This is a genomic window from Anabaena sp. 90 (assembly GCF_000312705.1).
GTDB lineage: Bacteria > Cyanobacteriota > Cyanobacteriia > Cyanobacteriales > Nostocaceae > Dolichospermum > Dolichospermum lemmermannii.
On sequence record NC_019427.1, the window covers coordinates 249,082 to 272,089 of the forward strand.

The window sequence follows — 23,008 nt, forward strand, 5'->3', positions numbered from 1 at the left end:
GGCTGGAAGGTAGAAAGAGGCTAATATGTAATTCAACCTTCCGGCTATTTTTTGCTTTTTGGTCAGCTTGAAAATATGTTTCATCCAGTATTGTCGCCTCAGCTACCTCCAAGTCTTGAATCTTTAAAACCTGTTGATCATCTCGCTTCTGCTACTGTTGTCAAGATTAAAACTGATAGACGAAAACTGATAATTGTCGGTAAAAATCAGGATAATAAGTATCAATTAAATATCAGCCTAGTCAAGAAAGATGTTGTTACGAAAGCTTCTTCATCTTCACCAGAAAACTTAGCGCCCCAGTCTTTACCCACCTATCCTCAAGTCAACGGTGAAGTTAGTCATAAAAATCAATTATTTCTTGATAAATCGGTAGTTTTAGCAGCCACACCAATTCCCCCAACTGAGTCCGGTAATGTGAATTTACAGGAATCTGGAGGAAAATTTGATCTGTCTGTTGGTGACAAGAAACCTGCGGCTGCACCAGTCCAAAATCTGATTGAATTCAAGCTGAGAAATCCCGAAAATCGAGAGTCAACACCGACTACTGTGGAATTTCCGCCGTCACCCCAACTCCCACAAGTAGAGAAGATTCCCGCGGGGAAAGGCAGAGTTGTGGAGGTAATTGCCGATCGCCAGGAGTATGATGAGCAAAGGCGAATTGTCACGGCTGATGGTAATGTCGTGGTCAGATTTGATGGAGCAGTGATTGATGCCGATAGTTTGCACATCAATTTGGATAATTTGATTGCGGTGGGGGAAGGTAATGTAGCTTTGACTAGAGGTAATCAGGTACTGCAAGGAAAACGTTTTACTTATAATTTTATTCAAGATAATGGGGAGTTGGAAAACGGTAAAGGTGAACTTTATATCCCCACCACAGGTACAGATTTTGCTTTTTCACCGTCGCTTCCTACAGATATTACAGCGGGTGGTGTACCTAGCCAGCCTTTAAGTAATCGGATTCGCGCTAATCAACCTATAGCGGGTGTAAATAGTCCTGGAGGAATACAATTTAATGCTAGTGGTCAGTCAGATGTGCGAAATGTACCTGCACAAGAATCTGGAGGTGTTGTCAAGCGGTTACGTTTTGAAGCCCAACGGATTGAATTTTATCCGCGAGGTTTTCAAGCGCAAGATGTCAGAATTACGAATGATCCTTTTTCACCACCGGAACTAGAAGTTAGGGCGGAACAGGTGACGGTGACGCGAGAAGCACCTTTAATAGACCGGATTGTTACCCAGCGTCAACAGTTGGTTTTTGATCAAAAAGTTGTTATCCCTATTCCTGTGAATCGTCGAACTATAGATCGACGACCACGCCAAGTAAATCCTACTATTGTCTCTCCTGGTTTTGATAATGGTAAACGGGGTGGTGTGTATGTAGAACGCAGTTTTGAACCGATTAATACTGATCAAAAACGCTGGACTATTATCCCCCAGTTCTATGTGCAAAGGGCGTTTAAAGATAGTGGGAATGTGGCCAGTTTATTTGGTGTCAAGAGCAAGCTGAATGCTGTTTTTGGTCCCAAAACTATTCTGGAAGGTACGGGAGAGTTAACTAGTTTTGATTTCGATCAGGTGGAAAATAGTTTACGCGGGAGTTTGCGGTTACGCCAAATATTGGGTAATGTCAATCCTTATACATTGAGTTTAGAATCTAGTTACCGCGATCGCTTGTATAATGGTAGTCTTGGCTATCAAACTGTACAAAGTAGTATCGGTGGAATTATCTCTTCTCCCGTTATTCCTTTAGGCAAAAGCGGCATCAATCTTAGCTATCAAGGTGGCGCTCAATATATAGATGCAAACACGGATCGTCAAGATTTACTCTCCCCAGTGCGGAAAAATGATCGGATTTCGCTGAGTCGTTTACAAGGAAGTGTGGCTTTGAGTGGTGGTATCAATTTGTGGCAAGGGAAACCATTGGCAGCTACAGCGACTGAGGGACTAAAATATACATCTAATCCTGTTGTACCGTATTTGCAAGCGATCGCAGGTATCACGGGAACTACTAGCTATTATGGTAGCAGCGATAACCAAAGCACTTTAACTGGGACTATGGGTTTAGTGGGACAGATTGGGAATTTTTCTCGCCCTTACTTAGATTATACCGCCTTTAATCTCACCTATTCCCAGGGAACTAACAGCGGTTTATCACCTTTTCTCTTTGACCGTTTAGTTGATAATAAAGTCCTGAATGCGGGTCTTTCTCAGCAACTTTATGGACCGTTCCGGCTAGGTTTGCAAACATCCATTAACCTCGATACAGGTAAAGCTACTAGCACTGATTATATTATGGAATATAGCCGTCGCACCTATGGTATTAGCCTGCGTTACAATCCTGTTCTCCAGTTAGGTGGCTTTAGTATTCGTATTAGTGACTTTAATTGGACAGGTGGTACAGATCCATTTTCTAATGGAGAAGTTAAACCCGTTGTTGGTGGTGTAGTCCGTCAGGATAATTGAAAATCAGGAGTTATGAGTCCATCATTTTTATCTTGACAAACTACTAGATCAACTAGATCCCCGACTTCTCCAAGAAGTCGGGGATCTAAACTCCTATCTAGGTTTTCCTAATGTCGTAATGTAGATAACTGCTTCATCCGTAGGGATACCCAATACTTCATTTACTTGGTCATCAAAAAAGCCAGCGATACCACTCACACCTAAGTTCAGACGAATAGCTGCTAAATTCAGCCTTTGTCCGAAAATACCTGCATCTAGGTGTAAATAACGGTAAACACGATCTCCATATTGAGCGATCGCATTTTTTAAATCAGCAGTATGAAATAATACTGCCCCTGCATCTCTCCCTAATTCCTGTTCCAAACAGAGAAAATATAACTCCCGACGGCAATTTTTAAAGCGAATTTGCCGTAATTCTTGGGCTTTAGGTGCGTAATAATAACAGCCTGGATCTAATCCTTGCACTCCAGAAACAACAACAAATGTTTCTATTAAATTCAAGTCAAAATAATCAGGTTGGGGATCTAAATTTTGGTCAATGTAATTTTGTGGTTGATAAGTAAAATCAAGTAAAGCTTTCAGTTCATCAAAACTCAAATCATCACCAGTATAAGCACGAGTAGAACGGCGTTTATAGATAGTATTTGATAATTCTGATAAATTTTCTCCCCAAAAAATTGGTGTAGTTCGAGTCGAAAATTTTTCACAAAAAGGAAAATTGTATTTGTCTTCTAAAGATTTTTCTGATTGCACAGTTGGTAAATTTAACTTACCACCGTTACTAGCTGGAATTTGGGTGTTTAAATGAAAATATTTCAGTAGTTCACCATCAGGAATAGATGGATAATTAGTTGCAGTTGTAGAGGGTAAAGCCGTGCGTCCTAATGGTAAATTTTGGCTCACATCTAACAAATCTGCCAAAGCTAAAATAGCAGTTGTTCCTTCTTGTTCATGATCAATATAAAGTAATTCATTAACAGCTTCATCAGCAAAACCGCCAATTAAATGAGAGCGATAATCGGCAATATTACAAGCTAATTGAATATTACTTAAAAGATGCCCAGTGTCGAGAAAAATTCGCCGATAAGCCCTGTCTTCATAACGCCAAGCGGAACGATAAAAGACCGCAGTGGTAATAATAGCTAATTGGGTATTTTCTAGGGAAGGATGCCAAAAACAAGCTGCTTGTAAAGTTTGCCAAACATCACTTTCCCAAAAGTGCATTAAAGAATGAGTTCGACATTGATAATTATAAAGTCCTGGTGGTAATAATGGCGTACCGCGAGAAACTAAATATACTTCAGCCGGATATAACCCTCCCGCACTGGGCGCAGAACGTAAGTATACTGTATTACCCAAAGAAGGCATTTTTGCCGTGAGTCCATAACTGTGAAATAATAGTTGAGAAAGCCGCCACCACCATTTGGTATCTTGTTTATTAGCAACAGTTGCCGCTGTTTCTTGCAGATAGGGTTTGAGGTCTATATCAGAGCCAATTTTGTACTCTTTGAACGGTACTGGTTGTTTATTCCAGTCTAAATTACGACCTTTACCAGCCAGGGTTTCTGGGTGGTACTTAGTCCGGTCGTGATAGTGTTGGGAAATGGATTGTTCTATTTCTGGCATAGTAATTTTAATATCCTTGTAGTCCTACTCTTGATTTTGACATTTATTAGTTCCATTAATTCGTGCTAATCAGTACAATCATCAAAATTAAAAATTAACCCCAAAAAAGTTATTTTTCTGTTAGAATCCCGAATCACCTATCCTGGAGAAGATTGACCAAATGATGCCTGTACGTCAAACTTTATCAACATCTGATATTCAACTTTCTTATTTAGAATGGAGTCAAGGTCAAGAACCATTACTGTTATTACATGGTATGGCTGATCATGCTTTGGTTTGGTCTAGTTTGGGAGATTATTTAGCAGCAGATTATCATATAGTTGCGCCAGATATGCGTGGTCATGGTGAAAGTAGTAAGCCAGAACAAGATTATACCTTTGCCAGTGCAATTTCCGATCTAGAAGCATTAATGGATAAACTAGGATGGTCTGCGGCTCATATTGTCAGTCATTCCTGGACAGGAAAATTAGCCGCTATTTGGGCTAGAGAGAACCCAGCTAGGTTAAAAAGTATCACATTAGTAGATCCCATTTTCATCTGGAAAATGCCTAGTTTCCTAAAAATCACATTTCCCCTGTTGTATCGTGTTTTACCCTTTCTGAAAAGCATGGGACCATTTGCAAGTTACGAGGAAGCTGAACAAAAAATTAAACAACTCAGTCAATATCAAAATTGGAGTTCTTTGCAACAGCAAGTTTTTCAAGCCGCAATTGAAGAAAAACCCAACGGTACTTGGGGTAGCAAATTTACCATAGCAGCCCGTGATGGCATTTTCGACGCAGTCATGGAAATACCAGGTTTTATTCACCCAGTTGACACACCTGCCCTCTTTATACAACCAGAAAAAGGTGTAAACCGCCAAAATTGGCAAATTCAACCTTACAAAACCAACCTTAAAAACTTAAATTTGTGTCAAGTTCCCGGAAATCATTGGCCATTTCTAACCAACCCCACAGAATTTAATCAAACAGTTGCCACTTTTTTAGCAGCACAAACATGAGATAATTTCTAACTTTCACCAATCACCAATTACCAATTACCAATTACCAATCACCAATCACCAATTACCAATCACCAATCACCAATCACCAATTACCAATCACCAATTACCAATCACCAATCACCAATCACCAAATTATGAGCCTTTGCATTAATCCAGTTTGTTCTCAACCTAATCATCCAGATAATGACGAAAACCGTTTTTGTCAAAGTTGTGGTTCTCAATTGGAATTGATAGGACGTTATCGAGTATTACGTTTATTAAGTGATAAAACTGGATTTGGCAAAATTTACGAAGCCTATCAACAAGACACCCCAAAAATCCTCAAAGTTCTCAAAGAAGAATTAACAAATGATAGTAAAGCCTTAGCACTATTTCAACAAGAAGCCAAGGTTTTACAACAACTAAATCATCCTGGTATTCCGCAAACAGAAGGTTATTTTCCCTATCAAACCAGAAATAATCTCATATTGCATTGTCTGGTGATGGAAAAAATTGTAGGACCTAATTTAGAACAATGGTTAAAACAACAACAAAACCGCCCCATTTCTGAAGCCCAAGCCATAGTCTGGTTAAAACAATTATTAGAAATTTTAGATTTAGTTCATAACCAACAATATTTACATAGAGATATTAAACCATCAAATATCATGATTCGTCCAGATGGACAATTAGTATTAATTGACTTTGGTACAGCCAGAGAAATTACCAGAACCTATTTAGCAAATAGTGGAGGAATGACAGCAATTTCATCATCAGGTTATAGTCCTCCAGAACAAATGCGAGGACAATCCATACCTTCATCAGATTTCTTTGCTTTAGGACGGACATTTGTATTTTTATTAACGGGATTTCCCCCCGAACAATTATATGATCCTCATTTAGATATCTTACAATGGCGACAGCATGGGAATCATGTTTCTCCATTATTATTAGACTTCATTGATTGGTTAATATCAACAGAAGTCACTAAACGTCCTAGCAATGCTGAAGAGATTTCTAGAAGATTAGCAGCAATTGAACATCAACTTACAGAAAATACATCCGCAACTGTGAATATTGGCGGGTTAGGAAAAACAGAAATAATTAATAAACCAACTACTAATAATACCGTTATTCCTCCACAAAGACAACCCGAAAAATTACCATTATTATCCTGGTTTGCAGCTTTAATAGTTTCCTTATTACTACTTTGGTGGGTATCATTAGCATTTAGAAATACTAAATTTGCGGCTTTACCTCCTGACTATGGACAAGCACCAGTTAAACAAGGCAAAGTTGATTATTTTCCCTATGAAGAAGGGAAAGATAGTCAAGGGAGAGTTGCAGAATTTAATATTGCGGTTTTATCAGTAGAATATAAATGGCAATTAGGCAGCACTTACCAAATTAAATATAATGATCAAACTATTACCCTTGATTCCTTAAAATCTAATTTAGAACAAGAAGGAATCCAGAAAATTATGGAAAATCCCAGCGAGATTATTTCTGTGGGAACAGCTTCTTGTGAAGGTAATATTACCGCCGAACAAAGTCGCGCTTTAGAACGTTCTCAACAAATTCAATTATTAGGAAAAAAGATATTTAGTAGTACACCCAGTGTTAAAGGTTATCGGTTATTAAATTTGGGACAATTTCAGAGAAAAGATTGTCAAGCCAACCAAGACTCAACAGCCTATCAACGCAGTATTATTATTATTGGGGTGAAAAAACAAGCCCAAGGGGTAATATTAGATGAAGCTTTAAGAGATAGATTAGAGAAAAAACCATTTGCTGATTTTAAATTAGAGGATTATTCTCTGGGTTCACCAGATAAATTTAAAACCATACCCAGTAATTTATAGTAGTTCCCGGTGTTATGAGGTACATATCTAGCGGGCAAGATGCCCGCACTACAAGAGTTTCATGATTCAACTTTGTACCTCATAAGAGCGGAAACCGCTGTAAAGCCTCTCCCCTACGAGGGGAGAGGTTTGGAGAGGGGTCTGTTTACACATTAAAAACTTTTAAAACATCCTTTAACAGCAAATACTTTTGATCAATTACGTGAACTTATCCAAAATATTTATGCTGCTGAAATACATTAAATTATGAATTATTTAAGCCCCCATACCTGAATACTGTTTTAAACCCCTCCGCCATAAAAAACGATTAGCGCCTAAAAATAGGAGAAACCAACCGGCAATTGATAAAAATCCTCTGGTTAAATCTACAGGTAGTCCTACCAAAATACTCGCTGGAAAATTAATCATGTAGGGAAAAGGTGTCCACATAACTATGTTTCTGACGTTTTCTGGAAAAACATCCAAAGGTGCTATCAAACCTGATAAAAATACAAAAAACAACAACCATAGATTTTCTAAAGCTGCGGCTTTTTCTGTCCAAAATGCAAATATAGCAAAGGTATATTGAATTATAAATCTTAAAGCAAAAGCCATAATTGCTGCTAGAATAAATAGCAATAAATTAGTTATACTAGGCAACCAAAAAGCTTGGGGATAGAGAACAAAAAAGAATATTGATAAAAACAATACAAAAGGCATTCGAGCGACTCTTTCACCAAGATGATTCGCAACATGATGCCAAACTGGATCTATAGGTTGTAATAATTTGGGGGAAAGTTTACCTTCTAAAACTTCTTTTTCAAAATCATAAATTACCCAAACAACACTAATTTGTCTAGCCAGAAAAACTGCAAAAAAGTATCGAGCAAAATCAACAGATTTAAAAGCAAATTTACCACTGTCAGCAGCTTGTATCCAAATACCCATCATAATAATTGGTAAAGAACCAGCTAAAACCCAGAATATTAATTCTGACCTATATTCCAGCATCTTCGCATAATTTACTGACAGCAAAGTTAAAGCTTTTTTAACAATTTTTTTCATAGTTATCAATGGTTAAATCCTTTTTGAAAAACTCTACCAATTACTTCTTCTACTGGTGGTTCTGTGACTGTTAAATCTACCACTTCCAAATCGGCTAAAATTTGGGAAACAGTGCGAGTCATGGCTGCTTGTGGCACAATAAATCTAACTGCTCTTCCTTCTAGCATTTGTACATCACCATAGGGCATAAGTTGTTCTAGTGATAATGGTTGAACTAACTCTACATAAATTTCTCGATAAGGGGCAAAACTTGCTAATAACCCATCTAATCTACCATCATACATTAATTTTCCTTCGTGAATTAATAACACCCGTTCACACAAAGCTGTAATATCAGCCATGTAATGACTCGTTAATAATATGGTTGCTTGATATAGCTGATTATATTCTTTTAAAAAGTTACGTACCCCTGCTTGAGCATTAACATCTAATCCTAAAGTTGGTTCATCTAAAAATAAAACTTGGGGACGGTGTAAAAGTGCTGCTAATAGTTCAGCCTTCATTCTTTCACCTAATGATAATTTTCGCACGGGTTGAGTTAATTTACCTGCTAAAGCCAGCATTTCTGTTAATTCCCCAACTCGACGCTGAAATTCTTTGTCAGAAATATTATAAACAGCAGCGTTAATTCTCAGAGAATCTAGGGCTGGTAAATCCCAAATTAATTGCTGTTTTTGTCCCATCACTAAAGTGATTTTTTGTAAAAATGCTTCTTGACGATTAAAGGGAATAAATCCACCAACTTTAACTGTACCTTGAGAGGGATGAATTAATCCTGTGAGCATTTTTAAGGTTGTAGTTTTACCTGCGCCATTGGGTCCCAAAAAACCGACAATTTCCCCAGGCTCAATGCTAAAAGAAACATCCTGAACAGCGTTAATATTGCGATAAGTCCGGCGAAAAAAGTGGCTAATTGTTCCCCCTATCCCTGGATCTTTAATCGCTACTGGATAGGATTTACTCAGGTTTTCTGCAATGATAATTGACATAAAAAATTTATTTCCTTCTGCCTGATAACGTTGATTTTCTCCCCTCTACTAATGATCGCACAAATGACGAGTAGAAAGCTTGTCCCCAGAAGAATTATTTTCTTCTGAATTTTCTAGTTCCTGATTATTTTGTAAATAATCTTTTACCCAGTTACAAGCATAATCTAATTCATTCGTGGCAAAGATTTGGGGTAAATTCCAGATAATGGCAGTGCGATCGCGGCTGGCGGAAACTAAGGTTTTACCATCGGCACTAAAGGTTAAGGAAGAGACAGCCCCAAGATGTCTAAACAGTGTAATTATTGGTTTTCCCTCCAGATTCACGAGGTGAATCGCATTCTCCCCATCTCCACTGCCAGCGGCAATTGTTTTGCCATCTGGGCTAAATGTCACCGTGTGGAACGTAAATTTTGAATTTACTAAGGTTCTTAAAAATTTGCCGTCACGTTGCCATAACTTGATGGTGCGATCATCGGAAATGGATGCTATCAACTGTCCATCTGGACTAAAGGTGGCATCAAAAACCGCCAGATTATGTCTTTGCAAAGTCTTTAAAAGTTTACCCTCTCGACTCCACAGGCGGATGGTTTTATCATAACTGCCAGTTGCCAATACTTGACCATCGGGACTAAACTCGACACTATTAATTGGCTCGCTGTGTGCTTTAATAGTTTTGTACAAGCGGAAACTAAACGGTTTTTTGTCATCTCGTTGCCAAAGCCACAGGGCTTGATCATAACCAACTGAAGCGAGAATTTTACTATCTGGACTAAGTGCTATATCTAGAATTACCCCAGTATGACCTGGAAGGGTATCTATCAGAGTGCCATCAATTTTCCAAATTTTGATCGTTTTATCCGTACTCCCAATTGCTAAATACTGACTATTAGGACTAAAAACAACGGAGGTTACTCCATTTCCATCCGCTTGAAGACTTCGGAATAATGTGCCATCAGATTTCCAAAGATTGATCATAGAATCCCAACCTGTGGTAGCGATAATTTTACCATTGGGACTAATGGCAACTTTTGCCAGATTCGATTGGTGATATCTTAAAACTGTGACTAGGGGATTTTGCAACTGCCAAAGTTTAACGCTATTATCCATACTGGCTGTGGCCAGAATTTTACTGTCAGGACTCCAAGCGATCGCCCAAACACCTTCTTTATGTCCTGACAGGGTAGCCAAATCCTTACCATCAAGACTATAAAGTTTTACCACTTTATCCCAACTGGCAGCAGCAAGGGTTTTATTGTCGGGACTAAATGCCATTGCGATGATTGAATATTCTGCTTCAATGTTTTTGAGTTTTTTGCCATCGAGACTCCAAAGCTCAATTTTTTTATTATTACCACCTGTAGCCAGCAATTTACCATCAGCAGAAATTGCCAAACCACGCACAGCATCTTGACCATGATTGAAATTAACTAACTTTTTGCCATCAAGACTCCAAAGAGTTGCTTTCCCATCAAAACTACCAGTCACTAATTTCTGACCATCGGGGGTAAACAAAACTTTAGAAATAGCAGATTCATGGGCTTTAATCATCCTGAATTTTTTGTCTGCTAACTGCCATATTCCCAAAGTACCGTTATTCATCCCAATTGTTAGTAGTCGTCCATCAGGACTAAAAGCTATACTTTTAACTTCTTCACCAACAGTGATAGTTGCTAATTTCTGGCCATTTAATGACCAGAGTTTGATAGTTTTATCAGCACTACCGGAGGCAATTATTTTCTCAGTAGGACTAAAAGCAACTGTCCAAACGGTGGAATTATGACCTTTAAATTTGCGGATTAATTTGCCATTTTGTTGCCATAACCAAACTTCATTCTGACTAGCAAGCGCTACCATCTGGCTATCAGGACTCCAAGCTAAATCCCAAACTAAACCAAGATTATGACCTGATAAGCGATTCCGTTCTTGCGCTCCATAACTAGCTTGACGGACAACATTATCAGTTAGGTGATCCAGTTCAGGATTATTAATATTTAATTTTTTTAATTTTCTTTTTGCTTTAATAGCATCCCTTACTGCTTCTAATTCTTGATGGGATTTAAAGTTCCCATTAGAAGAGGATATCAGGGCTTTAATTTCACTAATTTTTGCTAATCTTTCACTTTGAAGAGATTGACGATATAACCAGAAAGATATCCCCCCTAAGCTGACAGCAGTTAACAAAGCTGTACTAATTACTCCCAAGATGAGTTTTTGCAACCGAGCATTTTTTTGTTGTTCAAGCAGTTGAATTTCCATATTTTTGGATTTTTCTGCTACTAAAACAAGCTGTTGTTCTCGTCGTTCTAATTCTGCACTTTTAGCTAAAAATTGATTATCTAAATTTGTTAGACTTTTATCCCAAGCCCAAGCTTGAGCATCCGCTAATGCTTGTCCTCTTAGTAAGCGAGATTCATCAGCTTGTTGGGAAGTTACCCACGCATCAAAAGTCTGCGAGTAGGGACGTAAATTAGCTAATTGTTTTTCTACCCAATCTAAGTTAAATACTTCGGCATAAATACGGTTTTTAACAATTAATAATCCTACTTGTTTAACTACTAAACCTGATAGCAATAATTCTACTTGTTCTCGACTATCATCACTTTTTACTTCTACACCTTGCAAAATTTGCTGATAAATTCCTAATAATCTACTTACAAGCTGTTGATTATAAAGTAATCGATCTCGAATAGTTCTTAAATGTTCTGGTTCGTCTTGAGATTCCCAATTTTTAATAATATATTCATTGACAACATTATCTAACCAAAACTCTTCATAACCTTTAGCGAAATCTAGGTAATCACCACTTACTTGAAAATTAGTGATGAGATTACATAACTTTTGGGTTAAAAAAGGCTGCCCTCCTGTCCAATCTAAAATTTGTTTCATGACTGGGTACGGATTAGGTATGACTAACTCTAATCCTCTAATTAAAGAATCCACTTCTGCTATTTTAAATCCTTTTAAATCAATGGCTTGACCAATATTAAAAGGTGTTCTTTTCGCATCTTGAATTAAATCTGATGGAGTCGCAACTCCAAAAATTGCAAATGTCAACCGCTGATATTCTGGATCTATGGCTCTTTGATTATAGCAGTATCTAATTAATGCAAAAAAATCATCTACGGGAAAATCCAAACTGAGGATACTATCAATTTCATCTATAAAAATAATTAGCCTTTCTTCTGGAAATTGGGTTAATAATTCCGCAATAAACTGACTTAATTTATGGACTAAAGAAATATCATCTCCTGTTTGCCACCATGATTTTAAATTGAATTTTCCTAAAAGTTTAAATCCTCTACATAAATCGGCGATTATGCCCTTATACCATTGACTTGCAGTGATATTTTCACTACCAATATTCGTTATATCAATTGATGTACATTTAAATCCTTCTTGTTCTAAATGATGTTTAGTTCTCACTAACAGAGACGATTTACCCATTTGACGACAGTTAAGAACATAACAAAATTCACTCTTTTTTAAAGCGTTATATATTTCTATATCTGTTTGTCTTTCTACGTAACTAGGGGCATTATTTATGAGACTACCACCGACTTGATATGGATAAGTATTCATATTAGTGATATTTATTATTCATCATAGCCAAATTTAAATTTAGAACTCAAAATACTGCGATCGCGCCCTAATTTCTTAGCTTGATACATTGCTTGATCAGCCGCTTCAAAAAATTCTCTTAAAGAAAAATCTCCTGAAGGAATGATACAGGCAATTCCTAAGCTTATGGTTAAGCTAATCATGTTTGTTAATTGATTTTTTTTGGTTAATTCAGGAATTTTAATTCTCAATGATTTTACTGTTTCTCTGATTTCTTCAGCAATGAATATAGCTGCTTCTGCGTCAACTTGTGGCAAAATTAATACAAATTCTTCACCACCATAACGAGCAACTAAATGATCTGGATTTTTAATTACTGAATTAATTGCTTGAGCAATTTTATGTAAACAATTATCACCACTCTGATGTCCATAGGTGTCATTATGAAATTTAAAGTTATCCAAATCTGCTAATATTAAAGATAGAGGTTCTTGGATGTATGTCATTCTTTCCCATTCTATTTCCAAAGTTTCATCAAAACATTTACGATTAGCAACTTGAGTTAGTTTATCAATATTAACTAACAATTGCAATTTTTCATTTTCTTTTTTTAATTTATCCCACGGAATAGCATTACTTTCTATTAGTAAACTTTTTTGAAAAAATAAACGATACAGTTCGCAAAAAGGTTCATAATTATAGCCACTTAATTTAATTAACCCTAAACTATCTAATTTATAAACCAAATTGTCCGACAAAAATATATTGTTACCTGTAGAATTCACAACTTGATTATATGCTTGAGACAATTCTGCATCTTGTAGCAATATATTGAGTAAATTTCTTAAATATCCGCTGTAAATATATTTACCCTTTGTACAATTATCTAATAGTTCTGGTAAAGAAATTTTCTGCTGGTAGAGATCATATAAAGCCTGATGAATTAAATATGGCTGTCCTCCCACCCAATACATTAAGTTTTTCACAGCTTGACTATCACACCAATCCAATTCATACCGTCTAGCTAATTCTGTTACTTGCTCGACTGTAAATTCTGGTAATTTCAATGACAAACCAACATTAAAGGGAGATTGATTGATATTTAAAGGGATATAAACTTCAGTGGAGTGGAATAATACTAACCGAACCTTTTGCCAAATCGGAGTTTGTTGAGCTTGTTCATGCCAATTGCGGAGGAGAAGTAGAAAATCTTGGGCAATTTGTTGATATTGAAAAGCATAATCTACTTCATTCAAAATTAAAACCAATGGACTTTTAATTTGCTCTAATAAATAACTCTCGAAATAAATTGAAGCACTAACTTTACTACCAATTTCCTCATCCCAATAATCATCCAAATCCGATGCAAGTGACAACTGCCGAGCCACATTCATACAAAACCAGCGTAAAAAATTATTCAGGCTCAAAAAAGTTTGTCTATCTACTAGTTTAAAGTCTATAGTAACTACGGAATATTCATGTATTTGAGCTTGGTGAATTAGCTGTAACATTAAAGAACTTTTGCCCATGTGCCGAGGTGCTTTAATCCGAATTAAACTCCCTGGTTTGAGTAATTCTGCGTAAGCATCGCTTTCAATGGGAGTGCGTTCAATATAAAAGCAGGAATTGAATGGTAGTGGATCCCCTGGTAAAGTAATATTTTTCTTCATTCACTTGAGGGCAAAATATTTTGTTTCTGATCAGAAATAATAAAGTTTGATTGCGATCCCCAAAAAAAGAGGCTCAAATCTCTTAATTAACATATACTGTCACCAAATACTATCAAAAGTCTAGTTAAGTAGGTGAACGGAAAAAAACCGTAGACGCGAAGCGGCTTCTCGAAGAGTAATATGTAACGAAAAGTAAAGTTGTCCAAACCCTCTTCACTCTTGCCTCTGGTTACTGAGCGAAGTCGAAGTATTGCCTCAAGCCATAACGACAATTTTTAACGCCAACCTACTTATAATGAGTGACAGGACTTTGAGCCATCTACCAAGGGTTTTAACTTTTACAATAGGCCAGTAAAGCGGCTATCGGTTTGCAGAATTTTGAGGATCTGCTTAATTTCTTGGGTACGGTCTTTTTTAACTACTAGGGTAACATTGCGATCGCGCACAATTACCACATCTTCTAAACCAATAGTCACAATTACATCATCAGGATTGGAGGCATAAACGATTGCTCCTTGGGTATCTAAGCCCACATGAGTAGCAAGTTCTACATTAGGATTATCGGACTGCTTCAGTAAACGTTCAATAGCATTCCAATCACCCAGATCATCCCAACCAAATGCTACAGGCAAAACATAAGCTAGACTGGTTTTTTCCATCAGCGCGTAATCTATACTTTTCTTAGGTAACTGGGGATAAATATCAGGGCCATGTTGTTCTAAAGGTTTAATAATTTCTGGTGCATGGGTGCGTAATTCTTCTAGAACCACACCGGCTCGAAAAACGAACATACCACTATTCCAGCTAAACCGTCCCGTTGATAAAAAAGTTTCTGCCGTTTCTCGGTCGGGCTTTTCAGTAAATCTGTGAACATGATAGGCTGGCAAGTTATTAAAGCTACCTATTTTTTCACCTTGTTCAATATAACCATAGCCAGTTGAGGGGAAATTAGGTTTAATCCCCAAAGTCACAATTGCTGCTTTCTTAGCTGCCAAATCCATCGCAGCGGCTAAAGTTTCGGCAAATATCTCCTGGTCAGCAATCCAGTGGTCAGCCGGAAAAAAGCCAATAATAGCGTCTTCCCCGTAACGCTTTTTAATTTCTAAACTTGTCCAAGCAACAGCAGCAGCAGTGTCTCGACCCTCTGATTCAATGAGTAAATTTGCAACAGGCAAATCGGGAAGTTGTTCTCTGACCCCTTGAGCAATGGGACTAGACGTAATTACCCACAAGTTTTCCCAACCCCCAGCCAGAGTTAACAATCGATCAGCAGTTGCTTGTAGTAAGCTTCTAGAGCTACCATCAAGGCTTAAAAATTGTTTAGGTCGGTCTAGTCGGCTCAAAGGCCAAAAACGCTCACCTTTACCACCAGCCAGAATCACAGGAAAAAATAAATTATTCATGTTGGCATATACAGATAATTCAGAACAATATACAGCAGAGAACAGACAACAGGGAACACTTCGACAAGCTCAGTGCATCGCAGGCAACAGGGAACTGCTTTGAAAGTCTTTTGGTCTATGGCTTGTCCCCTAAATTTTGTCCCGGATAGCATTAGTCAGCTATTGGCTAACATTCACTGAAGCCTTATTTAGCTAAAATCTGCTTTAAGTCTACATTTATTGACGTTTGGATCATCTTCACTGATGAATTTTGGTGGTCAATTATGTTTCAATTATTACCTATTAAAACTATGAGGACAGCAACACCCAACAAAATCTCAGATTAGCTTTTCACAAAATCTCAAATTTGCGTAGTCAGTTTCATCTCGCAATATTTGTAGCTTGTATTAACATAACTTTAAGGAGTGGTTGAGTGGGGAGAAAATTGTGATTAAACAAGTTCAATGGTCAGAAAATCAGGTAGCACCTCAACAAGTACCAACCTCAGAACCGGAGGTGTTACAGCCACCAGTTCAATGGTCAGAAAATCAGGTAACACCTCAACAAGTACCAACCTCAGAACCGGAGGTGAAACCAAAACAATCAATTAACTCTTCTCGTCACGTCGTTGAATCCGTGGGAGCTATTCCCAACGAACTCTATGACCGCTTAGGTTTATCCGTCCCCCGCTGGTTACTGTGGGTATTAACCATTGTTTTAGGGGTAATTTTATCTGGATTACTAGCATCAAGTTTGGCACTATGGACTCCTCTATGGAGTAATCTCGACCAAGCGAAAGATGATGAATTCGGTGCGAATAAACAAGACCAAATCAAAGTACCGGGAGATTTATGGACTAAGCTTTCTCAGTACAAACTATCAAAACCCATGAACATTTTAATTATGGGTATTGAACCGGTTCCAGGGACTGTAGATGGTTCACCGGAAAGTTTTGCTGGTAAAAGCGATACCATGATGTTGGTGCGGCTAAATCCCAGTGATAAATCCATTCGCTTGCTGTCAATTCCCAGAGGGACAATGATAGCGATTCCCGAACAGGGATTAACTAAGGTATCTGAAGCTAACGCCAAAGGTGGTCCAGTTTTAGCCGCAAGAGTAGTTAGTCGGAGTTTAAATAATGCTCCCATAGATCGGTATATCCGCATTTCTACTAGCGGATTTCGGGAATTAGTTGAACAGTTGGGTGGAGTAGATGTATTTGTCCCCCAAACTATGAATTATCAAGATCAGGCTGGTGGCTTTGCCGTAAATTTAATCAGCGGTTGGCAAAGTCTCAATGGTGAACAAGCAGAACAGTTTGCCCGCTTTCGTGAAGAAGGTATGGGGGATTTACCAAGAGTCCAACGACAACAAGCACTGATAACTGCTTTAATGCAACGTCTCAACAGTCCCACTGTTTTACCCAGGTTGCCCCAATTAACTCGCTTAATGCGGAAGTATTTTGATACCAACCTCAAAATGGAAGAAATGATGGCATTGGCAAATTTTTCCGTCAATGTAGAACGGGATCATTTCCAAATGGCAATGTTACCTGGTACTTTTAGTAAACTCAGTCAAGACCCCAATAGCTATTGGTTAAATATGACTGGCCAACAAAGCTTATTAAATGATTTTGTTGGGGTAAATGTAACTGGGATTAAATCAGATACCAGACCCGTTTCTATCCAAAGAATTGCCGTTCAAAATACGACTAATCAACCCCAGCTAACGGAAAAGGTCATTACCTATCTTAAACAGAAAGGTTTTACTAATGTTTACCCAGTTCCAGACTGGCCAGATAGCCAACGTCAAACTCAGATTATTGTCCAAAAAGGCAACCGACAACCAGGAATTGACTTGCGACAAGTTTTAGGTTTAGGACAAATTGAAGTTTCCGGAAATGGTGATTTGGAATCTGACCTCACAATTCGCATTGGTAAAGATTGGAAATAGTTATTAGTCAGTGGTCAGTGGTCAGTGGTCAGTAGTCTAGAAAAAACGACTGACAACGAACAACTGACGACTGACAACCAACAATTAACAAATTTATGAACAAGATTTTGTTGAGATTTTTAAGTTTGATATTCATTTTTATTTTGGTGGGATTTTCGGTAATTATGAATCCCGAACCAGTTTTTGCTCAAGTTAATACCATTAATTACAATAATGCTAATTTAGAAAATCGGGACTTTTCTCATACTAATTTAGTTGGCGGAACTTTTGTCGCAGCCGAAATGCGGGGAACAAATTTTCAAGATGCAAATTTAACTAACGCCATTTTTACTAAAGGCGTTTTATTAAAAGCCAATTTAGAAAGTGCAAATTTAACGGGCGCTTTAGTTGATCGTGTTACCTTCGATAGTGCTAATCTAAGAAATGCCATTTTCGCAGAAGCAACTTTAACCCGCAGCCGTTTTTATGATGCTGATATCACTGGTGCTGATTTCACTGACGCATTAATTGACCGTTATCAAGTATCCTTACTCTGTCAAAGGGCTGATGGTGTGAATCCGGTAACTGGTATTTCTACCCGCGATAGTTTGGGTTGTAAATAGAAAATTGACAACTGACAACTGTACGGGCGAAGCATTTGCAGAACTATTTTTGGCAATGACCGATAATTTATCTTCCAAATGCTTCGCCCCTACTAACAACTGTACGGGCGAAGCATTTGCAGAACTATTTTTGGCAATGACCGATAATTTATCTTCCAAATGCTTCGCCCCTACTGACAACTGACAACTGACAACTGACCATTAAATATTCGTGACACAACAAGATCAAAAACCCTCTCGTTCCTTTGCTGGTATTGCTGGTATTGTTGCCGCAGCAACTTTAATTAGTAAAGTGTTTGGTTTAATTAGGCAGCAAATAATTGCGGCTGCTTTTGGTGTAGGTGCGGCAGCTACAGCTTATAGTTATGCCTACATTATTCCCGGTTTTCTTTTAATCCTACTTGGTGGTGTAAATGGACCTTTACATAGTGCCATTGTCAGTGTTTTAGCTAAACACAAAAAGGAGGAAGCTGCACCTATTGTAGAAACAATCACAACTCTAGTGGGTGGGTTGTTGATACTGGTGACATTTGCCCAGATTTTTTGTGCTGAGTATATTGTTGATTTAGTTGGTCATGGCTTAGAAGCAACTACAAGAGCGATCGCTATCCGTCAAATCCAAATTATGGCCCCTTTAGCCTTATTTGCTGGCTTAATTGGCATTGGATTTGGGACTTTAAATGCAGCTAATCAATATTGGTTACTATCTATTAGTCCTTTATTATCTAGTATTACTGTTATTATTGGTATTGCTATTTTAGCAGGACAATATGGTAAAGAAATTATTAATCCTGAATATGCTTTAATCGGTGGCATGGTATTAGCTTGGGGAACTTTGGCAGGAGGAATTCTGCAATGGTTAGTCCAGTCAATAGTGCAATGGCGCTTAGGATTAGGGAAATTACGCCTGAGATTTGATTTTAAATCTCCCGGTGTGCAAGAAGTAATTAAAATCATGACTCCAGCGACAATATCATCAGGAATGATGCCAATTAATGTCGCTACTGACCTTTATTTTGCTAGTCCTATTGTTGGTGCAGCCGCAGGTTTTAACTATGCTAATCTTTTAGTCCAAACTCCCTTGGGAATTATTTCTAATATTATTTTACTGCCTTTATTACCAACATTTGCTAAACTTTCTCACCCAGATAATTGGGGAGAACTAAAATTACGCATTCGGCAAGGACTTTTACTGACTGCCGTTACCATGTTACCTTTAGGGGCTTTGATGGTATCTCTATCTGTGCCAATTGTCCAGATAGTTTATCAACGGGGAGCATTTAAACAAGAAGCAACTCAGTTAGTATCTTCGCTATTAATTGCCTATGGAATCGGAATGTTTGTCTATTTAGGGCGTGATGTTTTGGTGAGGGTATTTTATGCTTTAGGTGATGGACAAACACCTTTTAAAATTAGTATATTTAATATTGTTCTCAATGCTGTATTAGATTTAATATTAGTTGAACGTTTTGGTGCGCCTGGATTAGTTTTAGCTACAGTTGGAGTTAATTGTAGTTCCATGTTGATGTTATTATTTTTGCTCAATCGCAAACTTAATGGCTTACCTTGGCAAGAATGGTGTGTACCAATTTTGGGTTTAACAGTTGGGAGTATTATATCGGGTTTAGCCAGTTTTGGAACTTTAATGACTTCTCAACAAATACTAGGTAAACAGGATTTAATTAGTTTACTCATAGAATTATCCATATCTGCTTTCGTGGGAATTGGTGTATTTGCGATAATTGCTTCTAGAATGAATATTCCCGAAGTGAATACTTTTGTAATGAAGATGCAACAAAAGTTTTTGAAGAAATAAGGAACTAGCAATCAAAAAAATATCCCAATCTGTATTATAGATGTAGGGGTTTAGCATTGCTAAAACCTTACTTATTTGCTACTCCCTAAATCAAACCCTAATCCACTCCCCAATTATTGGATAATTTATTTTTTGGGAGTTTTTATCCATAATTTGCTGTTACTACTTGTACAAGTGACAACTTATGCTTAAAATGTCACTTAGCATCTATCGTAAAGCTGAGTTTTGGGCTAAACTCATTTAGCGGTGCTATTTTTAGTTCCCACGTTGATATTTAATTTTACAAGAGGTTATGGACAAAAGTCCAACAGATGGCAGTATTACCCTCCTCTAAGCTGGTGAGGCAGTCTCCCAGCGCGGGGGAGACATTAGGAGATTTCTATTATGCTTACACAGGAAATTCGTAATTCCTTGGATATTGCTGACTTAAATCAGCTTAAATGTGATTTGAATTGTTTACAGCCGGTAGATGTGGGCGAGTATATCACCCAATTGCCCGAAAAACAAAGGGCGATCGCTTTTCGGTTACTCAACAAAGATCAAGCCATAGATGTCTTTGAATATTTACCCACAGAAGTACAGGAAGACCTGATTAACTCCCTCCACGATGCCCAGGTAGTAGACCTTGTTGAAGAAATGAGTCCTGATGAACGGGCATATTTATTTGATGAACTACCAGCAGGAGTAGTCAAACGCTTATTACAACAACTCAGTCCCGAACAAAGACAAGCCACAGCTACGATTCTTGGCTATCCAGAAGGGACTGCGGGGCGGGTAATGACAACGGAATATGTTCGCTTGCGACGAGGTTTAACTGTTGGTGAAGCCCTCAGTAAAATCCGCTTGCAAGATCAAGATAAGGAAACAATTTACTATGCCTATGTCACTGATGATAATCGCAAATTAGTTAGTGTTGTTTCTTTGCGTCAGCTATTATTTACCTTTCCCGATGTTTTAATTAAAGATATTGCCAGCGCCCACGTTGTTAAAGTCAGAACAGAAACCTCCCAGGAAGAAGTCGCCCGGATTATGCAGCGGTACGACTTAATCGCTATGCCTGTGGTTGATAGAGAAGATAGATTAGTCGGTATTATTACGATTGATGATGTCGTTGATATTTTAGAAGAAGAAGCTACAGAAGATATTCAAAAATTAGCAGGGGTCAGTGGTGATGAAGAGGCCTTATCTCCCGCACAAGTCACGATTCGGAAACGGTTGCCTTGGTTATTGGGGATTATGGGATTGTATATTGGTGCTGCCAGTGCGATCGCTCCTTTTCAAGAAGTTATCGCCGCTGTACCTGTCCTCGCCGTGATTATGCCCATATTTTCTAACACAGGTGGCACTGTAGGTATCCAAGCTCTGACTGTCACCATTCGCGGTTTAGGTGTAGGGGAAGTCACACCCGCAGATACGGGAAAAATTCTCCGCAAAGAACTTTTAGCCGGTTTAGGAACAGCCGTAGCTTTAGGGCTGACAATGGTGGCCCTTTCCCTGATTTGGGCTAAACCCCAAGAAAGATGGGTAGCTTTAATAGCCGGGGTAGTTATGGCCACTAATACAATGGTGGCTGTTACTTTAGGAACTTTGTTACCAATGGGTTTGAAGCATTTAAAACTAGATCCAGCTTTAATGAGTGGTCCATTAGTGACAACAATGCTAGATACCATCGGTTTTTTAACTTTCCTCAGTATAATATCTGTTGCTTTAAAGGTGTTTCATTTACAATCTTGAAACTGCTGGATAAACCGAAAACTTCAATAAATTAAGGGTTTTCAGTTTAGAAAGGTGAATTAGGTGCATCACTTTCCCAACTTTGAGACTTTTCTTACTTCCTTCTTCCTTCTTCCTTCTTCCTTCTTCCTTCTTCCTTCTTCCTTCTTCCTTCTTCCTTCTTTCTGACTCCTGACTCCTGACTCTTGACTCCTGACTCCTGACTCCTGACTCCTGACTCCTGACTCCTGACTCCTGACTCCTGACTCCTGACTCCTGACTCCTCTACTTATATGCCTACTACTTGGAATCGTCATCATATTCTCACACTTGCTGACTTCACAACGGCTGAATATAACGCCGTGTTACAAACTGCGGCTTCTTTTCAAGAGGTACTATCCCGACGGACAAAGAAAGTCCCCACTTTACAGGGACAGGTAGTAGCAAATTTATTTTTTGAACCTTCTACCCGCACGCGCAGTAGTTTTGAAATTGCGGCAAAAAGACTTAGTGCGGATACCCTCAACTTTGCCGCAGCTACATCTTCTATGACCAAAGGTGAAACAATTCTTGACACAGCAAAAACCTATTTGGCAATGGGAACTGATATTATGGTAGTCCGCCATAAGGATGCAGGAGTTCCGCAAGCGATCGCGCAAGAAATGGATCGTTTAGGTGTAAAAGTTAGCGTCCTCAATGCCGGTGATGGACAACATGAACATCCATCTCAAGGATTATTAGATCTATTTACAATTTGTAGTTTAATTGACCCTGCACAACCCAAAATTGAATCATTACAAGGTAAAAAAATTGCTATTGTTGGCGATATTTTACACTCTCGTGTAGCCCGTTCTAATATTTGGAGTTTAATCGCTAGTGGTGCAGAAGTACATCTGTCCGCACCTCCCACATTGTTACCTAAATTCTTTGCAGAATACTTAGGATGTACAGAAAACTCTAACCGATTATTTACCCATTGGCAATTAGAACCAGCTTTGGAAAATGCTGATTTTGTCATGACTTTGCGCTTACAAAAAGAACGCATGACCGCCCATTTATTCCCTAGTTTAAGAGAATATCATCAACTATTTGGCATTACTCGTGCTAAGTTAAAACTATGTAAACCTCAAGTTAAAGTATTGCATCCAGGTCCAGTAAATCGGGGTGTGGAAATTAGTTCTGATTTAATGGATGATCCTGAATTCAGCTTAATTCAATCTCAGGTAACTAGCGGTGTAGCAGTGCGGATGGCACTTTTATATTTTATCGGTAGTGGTAGGGCTTAATTAATAATCATGCAATTGCTATAGCATTATTAAATGTAGTAATTAGTTGCAAAGCATCC

At 38.1% G+C, this 23,008-nt stretch carries 16 protein-coding genes; 8 read left to right on the top strand and 8 right to left on the bottom strand.

Translation table 11 applies throughout. From position 1 onward, the window contains the following. The first annotated feature begins 75 nt into the window (after nt 1–75). Nucleotides 76–2,466, top strand: coding sequence for a DUF3769 domain-containing protein (locus ANA_RS01105; protein WP_015078197.1), 2,391 nt, complete (start codon nt 76–78; stop codon nt 2,464–2,466). 93 nt (nt 2,467–2,559) lie between these two features. Here the strand turns inward: ANA_RS01105 and ANA_RS01110 are convergent, their stop codons facing one another. Beyond that, entirely contained in the window at nt 2,560–4,092 is a 1,533-nt protein-coding gene (locus tag ANA_RS01110; protein ID WP_015078198.1) for a SagB/ThcOx family dehydrogenase, read from the bottom strand. Between the two features lie 160 nt (nt 4,093–4,252). Between ANA_RS01110 and ANA_RS01115 the strand changes: the two genes are divergently transcribed. Then, on the top strand, nt 4,253–5,092 hold the full coding sequence (locus tag ANA_RS01115) for an alpha/beta fold hydrolase (protein WP_015078199.1): 840 nt from the start codon (nt 4,253–4,255) through the stop codon (nt 5,090–5,092). A 137-nt stretch (nt 5,093–5,229) separates the two neighbouring features. After that, entirely contained in the window at nt 5,230–6,936 is a 1,707-nt protein-coding gene (locus ANA_RS01120) for a serine/threonine-protein kinase (RefSeq protein ID WP_015078200.1), read from the top strand. Between the two features lie 255 nt (nt 6,937–7,191). On the opposite strand, the gene ANA_RS01125 is transcribed toward ANA_RS01120, so the two are convergent. The 5 genes from ANA_RS01125 to ANA_RS01145 form a co-directional block, all read right to left on the bottom strand. After that, nucleotides 7,192–7,980, bottom strand: a complete 789-nt coding sequence (locus tag ANA_RS01125) for an ABC transporter permease (protein ID WP_015078201.1) — start codon at nt 7,978–7,980, stop codon at nt 7,192–7,194. A 5-nt stretch (nt 7,981–7,985) separates the two neighbouring features. Then, a complete protein-coding gene (locus tag ANA_RS01130; protein WP_015078202.1) occupies nt 7,986–8,969 on the bottom strand; it encodes an ABC transporter ATP-binding protein in 984 nt (327 codons plus the stop codon). 48 nt (nt 8,970–9,017) lie between these two features. Next, entirely contained in the window at nt 9,018–12,548 is a 3,531-nt protein-coding gene (locus ANA_RS01135; RefSeq protein ID WP_015078203.1) for an AAA-like domain-containing protein, read from the bottom strand. Nucleotides 12,549–12,562: 14 nt separating this feature from the next. Next, nucleotides 12,563–14,197, bottom strand: coding sequence for an AAA-like domain-containing protein (locus tag ANA_RS01140; RefSeq protein ID WP_015078204.1), 1,635 nt, complete (start codon nt 14,195–14,197; stop codon nt 12,563–12,565). Between the two features lie 338 nt (nt 14,198–14,535). Continuing rightward, nucleotides 14,536–15,600, bottom strand: a complete 1,065-nt coding sequence (locus ANA_RS01145; protein ID WP_015078205.1) for a mannose-1-phosphate guanylyltransferase — start codon at nt 15,598–15,600, stop codon at nt 14,536–14,538. Between the two features lie 426 nt (nt 15,601–16,026). Between ANA_RS01145 and ANA_RS01150 the strand changes: the two genes are divergently transcribed. After that, nucleotides 16,027–17,532, top strand: a complete 1,506-nt coding sequence (locus ANA_RS01150; protein ID WP_041457517.1) for an LCP family protein — start codon at nt 16,027–16,029, stop codon at nt 17,530–17,532. Nucleotides 17,533–17,627: 95 nt separating this feature from the next. After that, the gene (locus ANA_RS01155) at nt 17,628–18,134 is read left to right on the top strand and encodes a pentapeptide repeat-containing protein (RefSeq protein WP_015078207.1); all 507 of its coding nucleotides are present in this window, start codon (nt 17,628–17,630) and stop codon (nt 18,132–18,134) included. Here the strand turns inward: ANA_RS01155 and ANA_RS23930 are convergent. After that, nucleotides 18,060–18,314, bottom strand: a complete 255-nt coding sequence (locus ANA_RS23930; RefSeq protein ID WP_083881406.1) for a hypothetical protein — start codon at nt 18,312–18,314, stop codon at nt 18,060–18,062. The two genes, ANA_RS01155 and ANA_RS23930, sit on opposite strands and share 75 nt — an antisense overlap. 31 nt (nt 18,315–18,345) lie before the next feature. Here ANA_RS23930 and murJ point away from each other — a divergent pair, with 31 nt between their 5' ends. Continuing rightward, complete coding sequence (gene murJ / locus ANA_RS01160) at nt 18,346–19,950, top strand: murein biosynthesis integral membrane protein MurJ (protein WP_015078208.1); 1,605 nt, start codon at nt 18,346–18,348, stop codon at nt 19,948–19,950. Nucleotides 19,951–20,334: 384 nt separating this feature from the next. Continuing rightward, entirely contained in the window at nt 20,335–21,684 is a 1,350-nt protein-coding gene (mgtE, locus tag ANA_RS01165; RefSeq protein WP_015078209.1) for a magnesium transporter, read from the top strand. Nucleotides 21,685–21,752: 68 nt separating this feature from the next. Here the strand turns inward: mgtE and ANA_RS26910 are convergent, their stop codons facing one another. Beyond that, complete coding sequence (locus ANA_RS26910) at nt 21,753–21,983, bottom strand: hypothetical protein (RefSeq protein WP_200863836.1); 231 nt, start codon at nt 21,981–21,983, stop codon at nt 21,753–21,755. On the opposite strand from ANA_RS26910, the gene ANA_RS01175 reads away from it, so the two are divergent. Next, complete coding sequence (locus tag ANA_RS01175) at nt 21,957–22,949, top strand: aspartate carbamoyltransferase catalytic subunit (RefSeq protein WP_015078210.1); 993 nt, start codon at nt 21,957–21,959, stop codon at nt 22,947–22,949. The genes ANA_RS26910 and ANA_RS01175 overlap by 27 nt on opposite strands. Nucleotides 22,950–23,008 lie beyond the last annotated feature (59 nt).